The organism is Allostreptomyces psammosilenae, assembly GCF_013407765.1.
GTDB classification, from domain to species: domain Bacteria; phylum Actinomycetota; class Actinomycetes; order Streptomycetales; family Streptomycetaceae; genus Allostreptomyces; species Allostreptomyces psammosilenae.
Genome location: NZ_JACBZD010000001.1, coordinates 5,400,743 through 5,416,953 on the forward strand (window position 1 = coordinate 5,400,743; position 16,211 = coordinate 5,416,953).

The 16,211-nt window shown below is 76.0% G+C and carries 9 protein-coding genes; 5 read left to right on the forward strand and 4 right to left on the reverse strand.

The window, feature by feature from the left end:
- Positions 1-106: 106 nt before the first annotated feature.
- Positions 107-1,588, reverse strand: coding sequence for a PP2C family protein-serine/threonine phosphatase (locus FHU37_RS22325; protein ID WP_179815887.1), 1,482 nt, complete (start codon positions 1,586-1,588; stop codon positions 107-109).
- Between the two features lie 446 nt (positions 1,589-2,034).
- Here FHU37_RS22325 and FHU37_RS22330 point away from each other — a divergent pair, with 446 nt between their 5' ends.
- The 4 genes from FHU37_RS22330 (at position 2,035) to FHU37_RS22345 (ending at position 10,756) form a co-directional block, all read left to right on the forward strand.
- Positions 2,035-3,483: a HEAT repeat domain-containing protein gene (locus FHU37_RS22330; protein WP_179815888.1), complete on the forward strand. Its 1,449-nt coding sequence runs from the start codon at positions 2,035-2,037 to the stop codon at positions 3,481-3,483.
- A 57-nt stretch (positions 3,484-3,540) separates the two neighbouring features.
- Positions 3,541-5,061, forward strand: coding sequence for a hypothetical protein (locus FHU37_RS22335; RefSeq protein ID WP_179815889.1), 1,521 nt, complete (start codon positions 3,541-3,543; stop codon positions 5,059-5,061).
- Positions 5,062-5,064: 3 nt separating this feature from the next.
- Positions 5,065-5,919, forward strand: a complete 855-nt coding sequence (locus FHU37_RS22340) for a type 1 periplasmic-binding domain-containing protein (protein WP_179815891.1) — start codon at positions 5,065-5,067, stop codon at positions 5,917-5,919.
- 82 nt (positions 5,920-6,001) lie between these two features.
- Complete coding sequence (locus FHU37_RS22345) at positions 6,002-10,756, forward strand: hypothetical protein (RefSeq protein ID WP_179815892.1); 4,755 nt, start codon at positions 6,002-6,004, stop codon at positions 10,754-10,756.
- A gap of 108 nt (positions 10,757-10,864) precedes the next feature.
- On the opposite strand, the gene gnd is transcribed toward FHU37_RS22345, so the two are convergent.
- On the reverse strand, positions 10,865-12,301 hold the full coding sequence (gnd, locus tag FHU37_RS22350) for an NADP-dependent phosphogluconate dehydrogenase (RefSeq protein WP_179815893.1): 1,437 nt from the start codon (positions 12,299-12,301) through the stop codon (positions 10,865-10,867).
- Positions 12,302-12,530: 229 nt separating this feature from the next.
- Positions 12,531-12,884, reverse strand: a complete 354-nt coding sequence (locus FHU37_RS22355; protein ID WP_179815894.1) for a hypothetical protein — start codon at positions 12,882-12,884, stop codon at positions 12,531-12,533.
- 317 nt (positions 12,885-13,201) lie between these two features.
- Between FHU37_RS22355 and FHU37_RS22360 the strand changes: the two genes are divergently transcribed.
- Positions 13,202-15,061: a BCCT family transporter gene (locus FHU37_RS22360; RefSeq protein WP_179815895.1), complete on the forward strand. Its 1,860-nt coding sequence runs from the start codon at positions 13,202-13,204 to the stop codon at positions 15,059-15,061.
- A 127-nt stretch (positions 15,062-15,188) separates the two neighbouring features.
- On the opposite strand, the gene FHU37_RS22365 is transcribed toward FHU37_RS22360, so the two are convergent.
- Positions 15,189-16,211, reverse strand: a 1,023-nt coding sequence (locus FHU37_RS22365) for a putative PEP-binding protein (protein WP_179815896.1), incomplete at its 5' end; no start/stop codon positions are given.

Below are 16,211 nucleotides of genomic sequence, written 5' to 3' on the forward strand. Positions count from 1 at the left end.
CCGCGGCGCCCGCCCCCCGCGCACCGCCCCCGCCGCGCGCCCCCCGGAACCACCCCCGCGTCCGGGCCGCGGCCCGACAGCCCTACGGCCCACGCCCCCGACAGCCCTACAGCACCCGGACGGCCAGCACGCAGACGTCGTCCTCGTACTCGGTCTCGTCCAGCTCCCCGAACACCAGCTCCACACAGGCCCCGGCGTCCGGCGCGGCGGAGATCCGCGGCGCCAGGTCGAACAGCCGCTCGCTGGCGGCCCGCTCCGGCAGCTCCCCGCGCCGCTCCAGCAGGCCGTCGGTGTACAGCAGCAACAGGTCGCCGGGGGCGAGCTGCTCGCTCTGCTCGCCGTAGTCGATGCAGTCGGTCGCCCCCAGCATCACGCCCTCCGGCGACTCCAGCCGCCGGGCCACCCCGCCCCGGTACAGCACCGGCGCCGGGTGACCGGCGTGCGACCAGGTCAGCACCCGGGTCTCCTGGTCGAACAGGGCGCACACCGCCGTCGCCGTGGTCTCCGAACGCGCCTGGGTCAGCAACTGGTTCAGCCAGGTCAGCATCCGGGCCGGGGAGGCGCCGGTGATCGCCAGGCCGCGCAGCGCGTTGCGCATCATCGCCATGCCCGAGGCGGCCGGCAGGCCGTGCCCCTCCATGTCGCCCAGGGACAGCAGGACCGTGCCGTTCGGCAGCGGCAGCGCGTCGTACCAGTCGCCGCCGATCTTCGCCAGCGACTCCGCCGGCAGGTAACGGGTGGCCAGGTCCAGCGTCGGCCGGCCGTGCGACTCCAGCCGCAGGGTGCTGCCCCAGGCCGGCAGCACCGCCTGCTGCAGCTCCACCGCCATCTGGTGCTCGGCCTCGATGCGGTCCCGCATGTGCACCAGGTGCTGGCGCGCCTGCCGCAGATCGCTCTGCGCCCGGCGCAGCTCCGTGATGTCCTGGAAGGCGACCCGCATCGCCACCGCGGTGCCGTCGTCGCTCAGCTCCGGCTCACCCGCGCAGTGCACCGTGCGCACCGAACCGTCCGGCCGCACGATGCGGAACTCGCCGTCGATCGGCTTGCCGTCGACCAGCGAGCTGGTGATCAGCCCGGCGACCGACTGCTGGTCCTCGGGATACAGGTAGGCGGGGAGCTGGTCCAGCGTCAGCGGGCCGTCCGAGGCCTCCCGGCCGAAGATCCGGTACAGCTCCGTCGACCACGAGATGCGGTCGTGCAGCAGGTTCCACTCGGCCGTGGCCATGCGGGTGTGCAGGTTGAAGTCGTGCGCCGACATGGCGGTGGGCCCGCCGCGGCCGTCCCCGTCGTCACCGCGGGTGTTCGCGCTCCGCATCGCCGCCTCGGCCTCCATCGCCCGCAGGTAGCGCTCCCGACGGAACGCCAGCAGGTCCTCGGGGGCCGGCCCCTGGTGCCGCTCGGAGTCCGCCGGCGGCACCAGACTCTCCCTCAACCGGCCGAGGTGGTCCTGCAGCTCGGCCAGGTACTGCGTGGCGAGGTCGTACAGGGCCGCCTGCCACGGGCCGGTGGTCTCCTCGCCGGACACACCTCCGCGCACCGACTCCACCTGGCGCAGCAGATCGGTGGTGGAGGAGATGAGCGAGTCCACGGAATCGAGGCCCGACGTACCGGGCCGATCCGGTTGTGCATGCGCATGCAATGGGGTTCCCGCGGGTCCGACGATAGGGCGTCACGACTTTGGCATACCTGAGCACGGAAGGTGAAGCGTTCCCACAATCTTGCCGGACCAGCCCGTGAGGTGGCTCACCGCCCCGCGACCGCTGCTTTCTCGACACCTTTCCGACACCTGTCCGACACCCACCGGACCACCCCCCGTACCCCCGGCGTACCCTCCGCCGCACGGGCGGCACCGCCCGTACAGGCCCTAGACTTCGGCCCGCGCGTCCCCGCGCCCCTGCCCGCCCTCCCCGGCGACCAGGACCCTTCCGCCACGGGCCGGCGCGCCACCGAGTTCGGCCCCCGTCACCGGCGGTCGGGAGCGGGCCCGCGGAAATCCCGTTGCCCCTGCCCAAACCACCACGGATGCTGACCTGTATGTACGAGTCGAACGCCGTCACCCGCGACGTTGCCCCCGGCAACACCCTCCTCGGCCTGCTCCAACGCGGTCGCGGGGACGGTGCCGTACATGCCCTCGCCGCGGGCCGCGCCGAGGCGCTGTCGGCACTGGACCGCTGCGTGAGCCGTGACCCCCGGGCGGACTGGCGCCTGGAATCCCGCTCCCTGTACTACGCGCGCCTGTACACCGAGCTGGAGGCCGGCCTCGACGGGATCGCCGGCCACCTCTTCTGCCCCGCCGACTCCGCCGAACCCCACGAGGAACGCACCGGACTGGCCCTGTCCGTGCTCGGACACCTCGCCCGCTACGGCCGCCGGGACGCCGCCGACCTGCTGCGCCGCTACGTCGCCGGCGGAGCCAACTGGACCTGGGCGCTGGACGAACTCGCCGACGGCGCCGACGAGGACGCCCTGCGCGCCCTGCTCCCCGCGGTCCACCAGCGCGTCGCCGACGGCCCCGACGGCGACCGGGAACTCGCCGAGGCGGTGCGCCGCTCCTGGGAGGGCGGCCCCTGGCGGCTGTGGGCCACCCACGACGAGCGCGTCCGCCGCGCCGTCGAACAGCTCCCCTTCGAACGCTGGCGGCGCCAGCTCTCCCCGGAGGGCCCGGCCGGCTGCGCCACCACCGCCGAGGTGCTGCACTGGGCCGCCCGCCCGGCCAACCCCGACCAGGCCGCCACCCCGGCCGCCGAGCCCTACCGCCGCGCGGCCGCCGCCGCCCGCCGGCTCACCGCCGTCGCCACCACCGCCGACCTGCCCGCCCTGCTGGACGCCGCTGCCACCGCCCCACCCGCCGCGCGCGCCGCCGCCCTGCTGCACCTCGCCGCCGCCGTACGCGCCTTCCCCGAGCGGCTGCCCGCCGTCCTCGACGCCGTCGAACAGGCCGCCGCCTGCCCCGACCGCACCGTCTCCACCGCAGCCGTGGACGCCGTCGGCCGCCTCCCCGGAGCACCCAGCCTGGACCGCGCCCGCGCCTGGGCCCAGCGCCGCGACGCCCTCGGCACCGCCGCCGCCTGCCTCCTCGCCGACCACGGCACCGAAGCCGACGCCGCCGTCCTCCTCGACGCCCTCCAGCACCACCTGCTCGACCCCGACGCCCGCGGCACCACCCTCGCCCGGCTCGTGGAGGGCACCGGCCGGCTCGCCGTCACCAGCGCCGTCCCCCTGCTCCGCCACGTCTACCGCGAGACCACCTGCTCCCACCTGCGCGGACGCGCCGCCGAGGCGCTCGCCGCCACCGACCCCGACTTCGCCACCGGCACCGCCGTCGAATGCCTGTGGGACTGCGAGGAGGCCACCCGCGAACTCGGCGCCCGGCACGCCCCCACCCGGCGGGCCGGCGTACTCGAACGCCTCCGCCGGCTGCTCGCCGACCCCATGGAGGAGGCCGAGGTGCACGCCGCCGTCCTGGGGCGGCTCAGCGCCTGACCACCCGCCGGGCGGGCGTGCCGGGAGCGTCCGCCCGAATGGTTACGCTGCTGCGTTATGAGCTCGCCCGTTCCCCCCACCCAGGCGCCGCGCGCGGCCCTCGGCGGCCCCGCCCGCGGGCCGGCGGCCGACGAGGGCCTCGCCCGGCGCCTGAAGGCCCTGGCCTGCACCCTGCCGCTGCACGACCTGGACGCGCGCAAGGCCAACCTGGCCGGTGACTGCACCGTCTACGCCATGGCCGAACTCGGGCTCGCCACCATCGACCTGGTCACCCTCAGCATGGACTTCGACACCGGCGCCGACCGCGACGAGATAGTCCACCGGCTGCTGCCGCGCGTCGCCGCCCAGGCCCCCGACCGGCCCACCGCCGAACACGAGCGCATCGCCCGCTGGGTCATGGAGTCCCTCATCAACGTCGGCAGCGTCGACCGCGGCTTCCGCATGGTCTACGGCACCTTCGGCCCCGACGGCGACTACGTCCGCCGCGACTACGACTTCAAGCTCCTGGAGGAGGTCCCCGGCCGGGACGGCGCGGTCTACCTGCGCGCCACCGACGAGGCCGTCAACGTCCTGGTCGGCGCCCTGGACACCGACGTCACCAGCGCCCAGATCGCCGCCGAGGTCAAACTGGAGGTGCTGATCCGCCGCGGCCGCCTCGCCGACGCCCAGCTCGCCGCCGAACAGGCCCGCTACCGCACCGTCCAGTACGCCGAGTCGCTCCGCCGCGCCCTGGAGGCCACCCGCCGCAACGTCCGCGCCGTCGACTGGCTGCGCGCCGTCCCCGACCTCATCGACGAGGCCCTGGAACACGTCGCCGACCGCTACCGGCACGAGAACGCCATCCTCACCAACATCCGCCGCGCCCGCGACGAGGCCACCGACCCCGACCACAAGCGCCGCGCCGCCGACCTCGTCGACATCGTCAAGGACTGCATCCGCCGCCACACCCAGCTGCAGAGCCGCCTGCTCCAGGCCGGCCCGCTCTTCCGCGCCGAACAGGACCGCCAGGCCTTCGCCGCCCCGCCCAGCCGCGCCGGCATCGACCTGTACGGACAACTCCTCAGCCCCCTGCTCCCCCTCCCGCTGGCCAGCGCCGTCCGGGTCACCGACCGCTGGTTCGCCCGCGGCACCGGCGTGCGCACCCCCGGCGCGGTCCGCGTCGCCGACCTGGTCGACGCCCTGCTCACCCCGCCGCTGGAACGCGACCACCTCGGCGCCGAACTGCCCGAGCCGGACGTCGTCGCCACCCCCGACGACGCCCGCTTCAGCGAGGAGCAGCTGGAGCACGCCCTGCACCTGCTCGACCTGCCGCCCGACGCGCCCCGCCGGCTCTCCGGCCTGCTCGCCGAGGCCCGCCGCACCGACCCCGAACTGCCCCACCTGGTCGCGCTGCTCGCCGTGCACGCCGCCAGCCCCGGCGTCGGCGTCGCCCAGCGGCAGGGCGAACGCCGGCTGCTGTTCGCCGTCGACGACGGCACCCCCCTCGACGACGTGGAGTTCGGCGGCGCCGACCTCATCGTCGGAACCGCCCTGCTCGACGAGGCCGCGACGGCCACCGAAGCGACGGAGGTGGCCTGACCCGTGGCCGACGCCGACACCCCGCCCAGCACCGCGCCGACCCCCACCCCGGCCGACGTCTCCGACGCCGCCCGGCTGGTCGCCCTCGGCCTCCAGCCCCGGCTGCTGCCCGCCCGCGACCCCGAGTACGCCGAACTCGTCCGCCGGCACCGCGACGACCCCGCCTTCGGACGGCTCGCCGACGCCGTCGCCGCCGGCCTCGGCCTGGTCGTCCTGGAGGTCTCCCCGCGCGCCGGCATGGCACTCGCCTCCGCCGAGGACTCCGTCTTCGCCGTCCGGATGAGCGACTACTCCCGCCGCGCCGCCTCCGAGGCCACCGACCGCTTCCTGCACGGCCTCGCCCACCTGGCCGTCGCCACCCTCGCCTTCCCCCGGCCCGAGGACCTCGCCGACGACGACTACGTCGGCCGGATCACCGTGCACGGCGTCGACGCCTTCGTCCGCCAGGCCTGCCGCCGCCTGGAGGAACGCGCCGCCGCCGACGGCGAGAACACCGACCCCGGACGCGACGCCCCCGGCCTGGAGGCCGCCTGGCGGGTCTACACCAGGCGCAGCGCCACCGGCGCCACCAAGGACGCCCGCCGCCTCGCCGGCTCCACCATCGGCATCGTCGGCAAGGCCGTGTCGTTCCTCGTCGACGCCGGATTCCTGCACAAGGTCGCCGACGACGCCGGCGGCACCTACCGCACCACCGCCCGCTACCAGCTCCAGGTGCGCGACATGGCCGGCAGCGCCGCCATGGCCGAACTCCTCGACCTCGGCGTGGTCCCGGTCAGCGACGGAACGGCCACCCTGGCCCCCGGCGACCCCGAGGAGGACTGGGCCCCGGACGCCGGCCTGCCGTTCCACTCCTACTGATCCCGCCGCCCCCCGCCCTCCCCGGCCGGGCCCCCGCCACGGCCGGGGGCGCCCGGCGCCTGCCCACATCCAGAAGAAGAGAATGTACGAGCTCTCCCGAATCCGCCTCTACTCCATCGGCCCGGCCGGCGCGCGGTACGCCGACACCGTGCTCGACCTGCGCGGCGTCGGCGCGCCGGTACCCGAGCCCGCGCCCACCCAGGCCGAGCTGTTCGGCCCCGCCGGCCAGGACACCCCCGAGGCGGCCGGCCCGCCGCGCCGCCCCGCCCCCGCCGGCGTGCTCTTCCTGGAGAACGGCGGCGGAAAGTCCGTACTGCTCAAGCTCATCTTCTCGGTCATGCTGCCCGGCCACCGCAACACCCTCGGCGGCGCCAGCTCCGGAGTGCTGCGCAAGTTCCTGCTCGCCGACGACTGCGGCCACGTCGCCCTGGAGTGGCAGCACACCCGCACCGGCGAGCCCATCGTGGTGGGCAAGGTCAGCGAGTGGCGCGGCCACCAGGTCTCCTCCGACCCGCGCCGCTTCGCCGAAGCCTGGTACTCCTTCCGCCCCGGCCCCGGCCTCACCCTGGACACCCTGCCGGTCGCCCAGTTCACCACCGACCGCGGCACCACCGAGCGCCCCCGCGAGGGCACCTCCACCGCCCGCGGCCGACGCCGCACCATGAAGGGCTTCCGCGACGCCCTCACCGAGGCCGGCAAGGCCTACCCCCACCTCGACGTGCACTGGGAGGAGATCCACGAACGCTGGAACGAGCACCTCGGCGAACTCGGCCTCGACCCCGAACTCTTCCGCTACCAGCGCGAGATGAACGCCGACGAGGGCGAGGCCGCCGGCCTGTTCGCGGTCAAGAACGACGCGGACTTCACCGACCTGCTGCTGCGCGCCGTCACCGACAACCGCGACACCGACGGCCTCGCCGACCTCGTCCACGGCTTCGCCGCCAAGCTCGGCCGCCGCGACGAACTCGCCGCCGAACGCGACTTCACCGCCGGCTCCGTCGACCTGCTGAACACCATCGTCGACGCCACCGCCACCCGCGCCGAACGCCGCGGGGCGCACCGCGCCGCCGAACGCCGCACCCGCCGCCTGGCCCGCTCCCTCGCCGCCCGCGCCGCCGTGGAACGCGCCCGCGCCGCCGACCTCGACGAACAGGTCGGCACCGCCGCCGAGGACGTCGCCGCCGCCGAGACCGCCCGCGCCGCCGCCGCCGAGATCGTCGCCGAACTCGCCCACCGGCACGCCGCCCTCGGCCTCGCCGCCGGCGAGAAGGAGGCCGCCGCCGCCCGCCGCGAACTCGCCGACGCCCGCACCCTGCACCAGGCGTGGCAGGCGACCGAGACCGTGCTGCGCCAGCGTGCCGCCGCCGACCGCGGCGAACGCGTCGCCGCCGCCATCCGCGAGGCCGAACGCGACGCCGCCCCCGCCCTCGCCGCACGCAACCAGGCCGCCGCCCGCCTGGTCCGCGCGCTGCGCGCCGCCGCCGACCGGGCCGAGGCCCGCGCGGAACAGGAGGAGCAGCGCGCCGCCGCCCTCCAGGACGACTCCGACACCGCCCACCGCGACGCCACCACCGCCGCCACCGCCGCCCAGAAGGCCCGCAGCGAGGCCGACCACCTGCGCACCCGCCTCGCCGAGGTCGAGGAGGAGACCCGCGCCGCCGTCGAGGCCGGCTGGCTGCCGCAGCCCGAACCCGGCGCCGACGGCACCTCCACCGACCCGGCCCGCGCCGCCCTCGGCGCCGCCGAGGACGAGAAGGCCGCCACCACCGCCTGGGAGCAGGCCCGCGCCGCCGCCGACACCGCCGCCGCCCGGGTCCGCGAACTCACCTCCGACCTCGGCCGCGCCGACCTCGCCGCCGCCCGCGCCGCCGACGCCGCCGCCTCGGCCCAGCGCGCCCTCGACGACGAACTGCGCACCGCCCGCGCCCTCGCCGCCGAACCACGCCTCGCCGCCCTGCTGGACCTCCAGCCGGCACCCACCGCGGACGACCAGCGGCCGGACGAGAACCGGCCGGACGGCCCGCACCCCGCCGACGCCGAACCCACCCACCTCACCCCGGACCTGCTCGACCGCTCCGCCGACGCCCTGCGCGAGCTGCTCGACGACGCCCTCGCCGCCGCCGAACGCCGACTGTTCGACCTGCGCACCGCCGCCGCCGACGACTCCCGCATCCTCGCCGCCCTCGGCGACGGCGGCCTGCTCCCGCCCGGCCCCGACGTCCTCGCCGCCGTCGAGTACCTCGGCGAACACGGCGTGCCGGCGCTGCCCGGCTGGCGCTACCTCGCCCAGTCCGTCGACCCCGCCGACCACGCCCGCGTCCTCGCCGACCACCCCGAACTGGTCGACGGCGTCATCGTCACCGACCCGGCCTCGCTGCGCCGCGCCCGCGAGGCCCTGGACGCGGCCGCCCTGCTGCCCCGCTCCGCCCTCGCCGTCGGCACCGCCGCCGCCCTGCTCGCCCCCCGCCCCCGCGCCACCGCCACCACTGGCGCCCCACACGGCGCGGACGGCGCGGACGGCACGCTGGCACTGGAGGAGCAGACCTTCCTGGTCCCGCCCAACCCCGCCATGCACGACGAACGCGCCGCCGACGCCGAGCGGCACGCCCTGCGCGAACGCGTCGCCGCCCGCGAGGAGGACATCCGCCGCCGCGCCGCCGACCTCGCCGCCGACCGCGCCCTCGCCGGCCGGCTGGCCACCTGGCGCTCCGGCTGCCCGGCCGGCCGGCTCGCCGAACTCCGCTCCGACCTCGACGCCTGCGTCGACGCCGCCGCCGAGGCCGAGGAACGCGCCGCCTCGGTGCGCGCCGCGCTCGCCGAGGCCGAGGAACAGCGCTCCGCCACCGCCCGCGTCCTCGCCGACCGCGAGCACGCCGCCCAGCAGGCCCGCCGCCGCGCCGACGCCCTGGCCGGCCTCGCCCACCGGCTCCGCGAACGGCACGCCTGGACCCGCCGCACCCGCGAACTCGCCGAGGAGGTCGCCCAGCAGGAACAGCTCGTCACCGAGTGCCGGGCCCGCGCCCGCGCCGCCGACGAGGACCGCCGGGCCGCCCAGCGCGCCGCCGACGACGCCCGCCGCACCGCGCACGCCCTGCGCGCCGAACGCGCCGAGATCGCCGGGGCCGCCGACACCGAGGACACCGCCGAAACCGCCGACACCGAGCAGCCCACCACCCCCGACTCGCTGCCCGCCCTCCGCGAGGCCTACCGCACCGCCGCCCGCCTCTACGAGAAGGTCGGCGTCGGCGCCGACCTCCGCGCCGAACAGGCCCGCGCCGAGAGCGAGGAGTCCGCCGCCTCCGCCGAACTCGCCCGCCTCACCCAGAAGGTGCGCCGCCGGGCCGAGGAACTCCTCCAGGGCCCGGACGGCGCCGACGGCCCCTCCCGGCTGGCCGCCGCCGCCCGCGCCGACGCCCTCGTGCAGACCCTGGAGAGCCGGGTCAGCGAGGCCACCGAGGCCCTCGGGCGGCTGCGCGGCGAGGCCGAACGGCACGCCCCGCCCGGCGGCGCCGAACACCACACCGAACTGCCCGCCGACCGCGTCCCCACCGACGTCCCGCACGCCCGCGCCCTGCTGCGCGCCGCCGGCGCCGAACTCGGCGAGCGCACCGAGGAGGTCGCGACCGCCCGGGCCCGCCACGCCGAACTCGTCCGCACCCACACCGACGCCGAGGCCAGCGCCGCCGCCTTCGAGGAACTCGCCGCCGGACTGCGCGACCAGCTCCCCTCCGCCGACCCCGAGGAGGAGGCCGAGGCCGCCGGGCGCGCCCCCGAACCCTTCGAGGGAACCCTGGCCGAGGCCCGCGCGGCCGGCGTCGAGGCCCGCCGCGCCCTCCGCGCCGCCGCCGCCGACCTCGCCACGGCCGAGGCCACCGTGCGGGAGAGCTCCGACCGCCTGGTGCGGCACGCCAACTCGGTCCGCTTCGAGCAGGTCCGCACCCCCGCCCGCCAGCAGATCCGCGAGCTGCCCGCGGCCGCCCTGCCCGACCACGCCGCCGCCTGGGCCGCCGCCTTCGCCCCCCGGCTGCGCGTGCTCACCGACGAACTCGCCCAGCTCGAACGCAACCGGGACAGCATCGTCGACCGGCTGCGCGGCCTGGTGGAGACCTCCCTGGCCACCCTGCGCTCCGCCCAGCGGCTCTCCCAGCTCCCCGACGGACTGGGGGAGTGGTCCGGGCAGGAGTTCCTGCGCATCCGCTTCGACGACCCCGACCACGCCACCCTGGTCGAACGCCTCGGCGAGGTCATCGACGACGTCACCCGCACCGCCGTCCGCAAGAACTCCGACCTGCGCCGCGACGGCATGTCGCTGCTGCTGCGCGGCGTCGCCGCGGCGCTCCAGCCCAAGGGCGTCTCGGTGGAGATCCTCAAGCCGGACGCCGTGCTGCGCGCCGAGCGGGTGCCGGTGGGTCAGATGGGCGACGTCTTCTCCGGCGGGCAGCTGCTCACCGCCGCCATCGCGCTGTACTGCACCATGGCCGCGCTGCGCAGCAACGACCGCGGCCGGGCCCGCCACCGGCACGCCGGCACGCTCTTCCTGGACAACCCCATCGGCCGGGCCAACGCCACCTACCTGCTGGAGCTGCAACGGGCCGTCGCCGACGCCCTCGGCGTGCAGCTGCTCTACACCACGGGCCTGTTCGACACCACGGCGCTGGCCGAGTTCCCGCTGATCATCCGGCTGCGCAACGACGCCGACCTGCGGATGGGGCAGAAGTTCATCTCGGTCGAGGAGCACCTGCGCCCCGGCCTGCCCGGGGCGCCGGACAACCCCGCCGTCCACGGCGAGGTCACTGCCACCCGGGTCTACCGCCGCAGCGAGGAGACCGCCTCCTGACCCCCGCCCGGGCCCGGCCACCGGCGCCGGAACGGGCCGGGGCCCCACCGCCACACGGGCGGTGGGGCCCCGGCACGAGCCCTACGGGGTGAGAACCGGAGGAGCGGATCAGTCCTCGACCTCGGTGCGGTCCCCGCTCCACAGGGTGTGGAACGAGCCCTCGCGGTCGGTCCGCCGGTAGGTGTGGGCACCGAAATAGTCCCGTTGGCCCTGGATGAGGCTGGCCGGCAGCCGCTCGGCCCGCAGCGCGTCGTAGTACGCCAGCGCGCTGGAGAAGCCCGGGGTCGGCACGCCGAGCCGCACCGCCGTGGCGACCACCCGGCGCCAGGCGTCCTGCGCCCCGGCGACGGCCTCGCGGAAGTACTCGTCGGTCAGCAGCGTGGGCAGCTGCGGGTTGGCCGCGAAGGCGTCCCGGATGCGGTTCAGGAAGCGCGCCCGGATGATGCAGCCGCCGCGCCACAGCGCCGCCACCGCGCCCAGGTCGATGTCCCAGCCGTACTCGGTGGCCGCCGCCTGGATCTGGTTGAAGCCCTGCGCGTAGGCCACGATCTTCGAGGCGTACAGCGCCTGCTCGATGGCGTCCGCGAAGCCCGCGGCCTCCTCCTCGCCCAGCTTCGCGACGGTCGGCCCGGGCAGGCCGGCCGCCGCCTCGCGCAGCCCGGCGCTGCCGGACAGCGAGCGGGCGAAGACCGCCTCGGCGATGCCGGTCACCGGAACGCCCAGCTCCAGGGCGGTCTGCACGGTCCAGCGGCCGGTGCCCTTCTGCTCCGCGCGGTCCTGGACGACGTCCACGAACGCCTTGCCGGTGGCCGCGTCGGTGTGCGCGAGCACCTCGGTGGTGATCTCGATCAGGTACGAGTCGAGCCGGCCGGCGTTCCAGGTCCGGAACACCTCGGAGATCTCCGCGGCGCCCAGGCCGAGGCCGCCGCGCAGCAGGTCGTAGGCCTCCGCGATGAGCTGCATGTCGGCGTACTCGATGCCGTTGTGCACCATCTTCACGAAGTGGCCGGCACCGTCCGCGCCGATGTGGCTGCAGCACGGCTCGCCGTCCACCTTGGCGGCGATGTCCTCCAGCAGCGGGCCGAGGGCCTCGTAGGACTCCTTCGAACCGCCCGGCATGATGCTCGGGCCGTTGAGCGCGCCCTCCTCGCCGCCGGAGATGCCGGCTCCGACGAAGTGGATGCCCTTCTCACGCAGCGCCTGCTCACGGCGGCGGGTGTCCTCGAAGTGCGCGTTGCCGCCGTCCACGATCATGTCGCCCGGCTCCAGCAGCGGGGCGAACTCCTCGATCACGGCGTCCGTCGGGGCGCCCGCCTTCACCATGATCACCAGGCGGCGCGGGCGCTCCAGGGACGCGACGAACTCCTCCGCCGTCTCCGCCGCCACGAAGGTGCCCTCGTGGCCGAACTCCTCCACCAGCGCCTTGGTCTTGGCGAAGGTGCGGTTGTGCACGGCGACGGCGTGACCGTGGCGGGCCAGGTTCCGCGCCAGGTTCCGCCCCATGACGGCGAGACCGGTGACGCCGATACGGGCCTTCTCAGACATGTGTTGTCCTGCCTCCCCGGAGCCCCGTCGAGGGGGCGGGCTCCGACCAGTACGTGCGGTGTCGTCCACCCCCGGCGCACGGGGGTTGCGGCGCGGTGCGGCGCGCGGGGCCCCCTTGCCCCGGGTCAAACCGTACAGGTGACCGGCGGCACGCGCCGGTCGGCGTCCGAACGGCGGACAGCCGGGATTTTTGGGAGTTTCGACCGGCGCCCGGAGAGATCATCAGGGGTTAATGCGCGTCCGGCGATCCCAGCCGCCGTTCCCGGGCCAGCCGCACCGCCCGCTCCATGGAGACCTGACGGGCCACCGCCACGTCCAGGCTCGCCCAGCTCGACACCACCACGGCCGCCGCGGTCAGCAGCAGCGCCGGGACCGCCACCAGCGAGTCGGCCAGCACCGCGATCAGGCCGACGACGCCGAGGATCAGCGTCAGCGACCACGCCAGTACCGCCCGCACCAGGGCCGCCCGCACCTCCGGCGACCGCCCGGGCCGCGCCGGACGCGCCGGATCGGGCGCGCCGAGGACCAGCCCGCCCACCTGGATCCCGCCCACCCGCATCCCGGGGGTCTCACCGTGCTCCATCGACACCGCACCCTCCCAACACGCGATCCACGCCGGGCGCCCCGCGGCCGCCCGCGATCCATCCTGACGCTTCGCCACCACCGGCCGCCGGCAGCCCCGCCGACCGGACGGAGGCGGACCGGCCGGTGCGTCACCCGTTCGACGGAACGCGGCCCCGTCTGCCCTTCTGCTCGCCTCCCACGGCAGCGAAACGGGTGACACGCCCACGCCGTTCCTCGCGGCGAAATCGCCGCATATGTCGGAATCGCCAATTAGCGTTGCTGGATCGACGCCCCCACCGCGGTCCACCGCCGCCGGCTGCTCCGAGGACGGCCGCCATGACGCCCCAGACCCCAGAACCGACTCCGCCCGACGCCCCCGAGCCGCCCGCACCCCCGGTACACGCCCCCCTCACCCAGGACGTCACCCGGCTCGCCGGCTCGGGCGCCACCCCGACCGGCGCCGCCGTGGACCCCTCCACCACCATCCCCGAGGCCAGCCTCCCGCCCGACCGCATCGTCTTCGGCATCGGCGCCCTGCTCGTCGTCGCCGTCGTGGCCTGGGGCGTCGTCTCCCCCGAGTCGCTCAACGAGATCTCCGGCACGGCGCTGGCCTGGACCACCCACAACTTCGGCTGGTTCTTCGTCCTCGCCGCCGACGCCTTCCTGGCCCTCTCCCTGCTGCTCATCGTCAGCCGCTTCGGACGGGTCAAGCTCGGCGCGGACGACGACGACCCCGAGTTCTCCACCCTCGCCTGGGCCTCCATGATGTTCAGCGCCGGCATGGGCATCGGCCTGATGTTCTGGGGCGTCGCCGAACCACTCACCCACTTCGCCGCCCCGCCACCGGCCTCGGGCGCCGAACCCGGCAGCGGCGAGGCCGCCCGCGCGGCCATGGAGTACACCCTCTTCCACTGGACCCTCCACCCCTGGGCCATCTACGCCGTCGCCGGCCTCGCCCTCGCCTACGCGACCTTCCGCAAGGGACGCGGCAACAGCCTCAGCGCCGCCTTCGACCCGATCCTCGGCCGGCACGCCCGCGGGGCCGCCGGCCGGGCCATCGACCTGCTCGCCGTCTTCGCCACCGTCTTCGGCTCCGCCACCAGCCTCGGCCTGGGAGCCCTGCAGATGGCCCGCGGCCTCCACCTCGTCGCCGACGTGCCGGAGACCCAAGCCGTGGACCTCGTCATCATCGGCGTCCTCACCGCGGCCTTCGTCGTCTCCGCCTTCTCCGGAGTGCACCGCGGCGTCAAGTGGCTGAGCACGATCAACGTCTACCTGGCCGTCGCCATCATGGTGTTCGTCTTCCTCCTCGGCCCCACCGTCTACATCCTGGACGTCATCCCCGCCTCGATCGGCAGCTACCTCCAGGACCTGATCAGCCTCTCCTCCGGGACCGGAGCGTTCAGCTCCACCGAGTGGCTCGGCAACTGGACGATCTTCTACTGGGCCTGGTGGCTCTCCTGGGCCCCCTTCGTCGGCACCTTCATCGCCCGCATCTCCCGTGGCCGCACCGTCCGCCAGTTCCTGCTCGGCGTGCTCCTGGTGCCCAGCGGAGCCAGCGCCATCTGGTTCGGGGTGATGGGCGGCAGCGCCCTCCGCCTGGACGCCACCGGCCAGGCGGACCTCGTCGGGACCCTGACCGGCGGACCGGAGACCGCCCTGTTCTCCCTCCTGGAGAGCCTGCCGCTGTACGGCATCACGGCGGTGATCTCGGTGGTCCTGGTCGCCCTCTACTTCGTCACCGGCGCCGACTCCGCCTCCCTCGTGCTGGGCTCGCTGTCCAGCCGCGGCTCCCTGCACCCGCGCCGGCCGCTCGTCGTCGTCTGGGGCGTGCTGATCGGCGCCGTCGCCGCCGTGCTGCTGGTCGCCGGCGGCCTGGAGGGCCTGCAGAGCGCCACCATCCTGGTCGCGCTGCCGTTCGTCGTCGTCATGCTCGCCCTGTGCGCCAGCCTGGTGCGCGAACTGGGCGCGGACCCGGCCGCCGCCGTGCCACGGGCCCACCGCACCCCGCACGGCCTCCGGGCGGCCATCCGGGCCGCCGTGGGCGAGGAGATCGCCGCCCAGCGCGGCGGCGAACGCGCCCGCGCCGACACCCGCGCCCGCGCGCTGCGGCGGATCAGCCACCGCTCCCGCCAGGACGCCGGACTGGGCGGTCCGGACCGCGGCGGCGCGGACCGGGACGGCGGGCCCCACTGAGGCCACACGGCCACAGCCACACGGCCACCGCGACGACGGCGACCACGGAAGCGGGGCCGGGCCGTGGGGATCCCCACGGCCCGGCCCCGCCGGATCGCGCCCCTCCGGGAGGGGCCGCGGCACCGCCTCAGGCGACGCCCAGCACCTCCCGCACCGCCCGCCGGGCGTCCTCGGCGTCCCGCGCGCCCCGGGCGGCGCCGGCCGCCGCCCGGCACTGCTCCAGCGTGTACCGGGCCAGCGTGGTGCGCACCAGCGGCAGGGCGGCGGCGCCCATCGACAGGCTGGTCACCCCCAGGCCGGTCAGCACACAGGCCAGCAGCGGATCCGCCGCCGCCTCACCGCACACCCCGCAGCTCTTCCCGGCCTCCGCCGCCGCCCCCGCGGCCAGCGCGATCAGCTCCAGCAGGGCCGGCTGCCAGGGATCCTGCAGCCGGGCCAGCGCGCCGACCTGACGGTCCGCGGCGAACGCGTACTGCGCCAGGTCGTTGGTGCCGATGGACAGGAAGTCCACCTCGTCCAGGATCGAGCCGGCGCGCAGCGCGGCCGACGGGATCTCCACCATCGCGCCGTACGCCCCCGGCAGACCCACCTCCCGGCACACCTCGGCGAAGGCCCGGGCGTCCGCCCGGTCGGCGACCATCGGAGCCATCACCTCCAGCCGCGCCGGCAGCCCCCGCGCCGCGGTGGCCAGCGCCCGCAGCTGGGCGCGCAGCACCTCCGGGTGCTCCAGCAGCGTGCGCAGGCCACGGACCCCGAGGGCCGGGTTGGGCTCGTCGGCCGGCGTGAGGAAGCCGAGCGGCTTGTCCGCGCCGGCGTCCAGCACCCGCACCACCACCCGGCCCTCGCCGAAAGCCGTCAGCACGGTGCGGTACGCCTCGACCTGGTCCTCCTCGCTCGGCGCCACCGTGGCATCGAGGAAGAGGAACTCGGTGCGGAAGAGCCCGACCCCCTCCGCCCCGGCCGCCACCGCCGCGTCCACGTCGGCGGGACCGCCGATGTTCGCCAGCAGCGGCACCCGGTGGCCGTCCGCCGTGGTGCCCGGACCGCTGGAGCTCGCCAGCGCGTCCCGCAGCTCCGCGGCCCGCTCCTGGAGGACGCGCCGCTCCTCGGGGGAGGGGGCCAGGAACACCTCCCCGGTGGAGCCGTCCAC

Coding starts and splice junctions, on each gene's coding strand:
- FHU37_RS22355 (WP_179815894.1), bottom strand. CDS start 12,884: ATGGAGCACGGTGAGACCCCCGGGATGCGGGTGGGCGGGATCCAGGTG.
- FHU37_RS22360 (WP_179815895.1), top strand. CDS start 13,202: ATGACGCCCCAGACCCCAGAACCGACTCCGCCCGACGCCCCCGAGCCG.
- gnd (WP_179815893.1), bottom strand. CDS start 12,301: ATGTCTGAGAAGGCCCGTATCGGCGTCACCGGTCTCGCCGTCATGGGG.
- FHU37_RS22330 (WP_179815888.1), top strand. CDS start 2,035: ATGTACGAGTCGAACGCCGTCACCCGCGACGTTGCCCCCGGCAACACC.
- FHU37_RS22335 (WP_179815889.1), top strand. CDS start 3,541: ATGAGCTCGCCCGTTCCCCCCACCCAGGCGCCGCGCGCGGCCCTCGGC.
- FHU37_RS22345 (WP_179815892.1), top strand. CDS start 6,002: ATGTACGAGCTCTCCCGAATCCGCCTCTACTCCATCGGCCCGGCCGGC.